General features: G+C 37.6%; 2 protein-coding genes. One reads left to right on the top strand and one right to left on the bottom strand.

The window, feature by feature from the left end; genetic code table 11:
* Positions 1 to 414, bottom strand: a 414-nt coding sequence (locus QTO00_RS18900; protein WP_331426133.1) for a helix-turn-helix domain-containing protein, incomplete at its 3' end; no start/stop codon positions are given.
* A 704-nt stretch (positions 415 to 1,118) separates the two neighbouring features.
* Between QTO00_RS18900 and QTO00_RS18895 the strand changes: the two genes are divergently transcribed.
* Positions 1,119 to 1,976 (top strand): hypothetical protein, encoded by an 858-nt coding sequence (locus QTO00_RS18895; RefSeq protein ID WP_331426132.1) that lies wholly within the window; start codon positions 1,119 to 1,121, stop codon positions 1,974 to 1,976.
* Positions 1,977 to 1,981: the final 5 nt, after the last annotated feature.

Genomic DNA, 1,981 nt, shown 5'->3' with positions numbered 1-1,981 from the left:
GAATTTTTCTTTCTTCTCAGTAATGGATTTCATTACCAACCAAGCTTTTTGTTTTGTAGAAGGGTTGCCTCTGTCTTTCAGATTATTCAATTCTGAAATCACTACTTCTGGTATGACGACCTCTTCAAAGAACTCTTCAAGTTCATCAATGATCGATGGTCTTTTGATCAACGCAGACGTATCAACAACAATAACCTTCTTCTTGATTGAAGTATTACCTACTAGCTCATCAGTTGAAGTTTTGAAAATTTTCGATAGTTTTAGTAACTGAGACGAGGATGGCTCGTTTTTCCCATTTTCCCAATTTGATATCACAGGTCTAGCCACGTTAAGCTGCTCCGCAAGTTCTTTTTGAGACAGCTTTTGTTCGTCTCTAAATGTTTTGATGTTCTTTCCGATTAGTTCTGTCAGCATAATTTACACTCATATCCTTTGGCTATGCACTCAACGCCTTATGTGTATTGAAACATAACAGGACGTTAACACAGGCACAAGAAGCAAGTGGCTGATGTATAAATACTTTACAGCGTGTAACTATGCGTGACACGCATTCTGTGTTTAACCTTTGGAAAGCCATTTTTACCAAATTTGTAATTAATTCCTTAAATACCAATCGAATTGCATATTTTTCTACTCTAAAATCTGGTTCAATATGACTATGTATCTGATCTTGTGGGAGTTTAGCTATGTTGTGTAGCACTCAAAGAATGGGAATTCGATTTTGCCTTAATGACAATGGTGTTTTGATAGACTCAAAGGAAAGCAAAGACTTAACAGGTCATTGCCGTGTTTGTGGTAAGAGTGTCCAACGTGAGAAGAGTTTTCAACTATTTCAACATTCTGATAAACAATGCGACCACCTAGTTCTATCCGAAATCTGTGAACGCTTAACCTATTTAATTTCAAGCCAACAACAACTAGCCATACCTATTGATTACACTTGCACAAACAGCATTAGTGTAGATGTGACACACTGCTCCCTATTAATCGACACAGATACTAGACCTCTAATCGAACTAACACTGCAAGATAATCAAGCGATCTATCTTACAATAACGTTAGATGACTCCGAAGTTGACCAAAACCAGATTCTTAATCTCAGAAAGCGGTTCGAGAGTGTGATTGAGCTGAATCTTAGCAATCTTACTGTCCCATCTACCGACTTTACTTCTTATCTAAGCGACAAGGTTTTAGATGACCAATTTCACAAACGTTGTACTTGGCTTTCTTTCAACCCTCTTCACTTCCTAACCAGAAATATCGCATCAATTGAACAATCCTCGATTGAGAACGAACAGCAACGAGCTTTAAGTGAACTTGAACAGGTAAATGAAAGAATCAAAGCAGCTAACCATACACTGGAACAAACCAACCGTGACATTGTAACAACGCAGACAGCATTAACCCACTATCATAACCAGCAACACAAGTACGACTTAAGTAAAAACATAGAAGATCTGAAAAGACAAGAAAGGGAGCTGTTTAAGCAAATCTCGACACTAAAACGGCAAAGAAGCGAATTATTGAGCGGTAATACAACATCTAGACTCAGCGATAAAGTTGAAGCGTTGCGTGCTGCCTACTCTTTAGGTAAGCAGCATATCAAACAGCAAGAGTTTGAGAAAAGTAGCTTAAAGAGACAAATTCAACGTCTAACGAATCAGAAATCTGAGTTTGATAAAGAAATTGATAATGCCAAATGGTTAAGACGTGTACTTGAAAAGTTTGACTGTAGCTTTGGAGATTTAGAGCAAGAACTAATGCAAATTGTCGAACTCTCTGAGTCTTATGACCAATATCAAAACAAGTCCAGACTAGCGGAGAAAAAACTCAACGAACTTGAAGCCAATGTGAATAAAAAACAAGAAGAACTTGATGAAGTAAAGAAAGGGGTTGAGTTTTACAAAGCTCAAAAGTTTAAGTTATTCAAAGAGAATCAGGGACTTCAGAAGCTCGTTGAAAGTGGTGATGTGTGATGGCT

Origin of the sequence: Vibrio sp. M260118 (genome assembly GCF_036533755.1) — a bacterium.
Lineage (GTDB): Bacteria > Pseudomonadota > Gammaproteobacteria > Enterobacterales > Vibrionaceae > Vibrio.
Note: the sequence above shows the minus strand (reverse complement) of the source record. Positions and strands in the feature narration are given on the sequence as shown.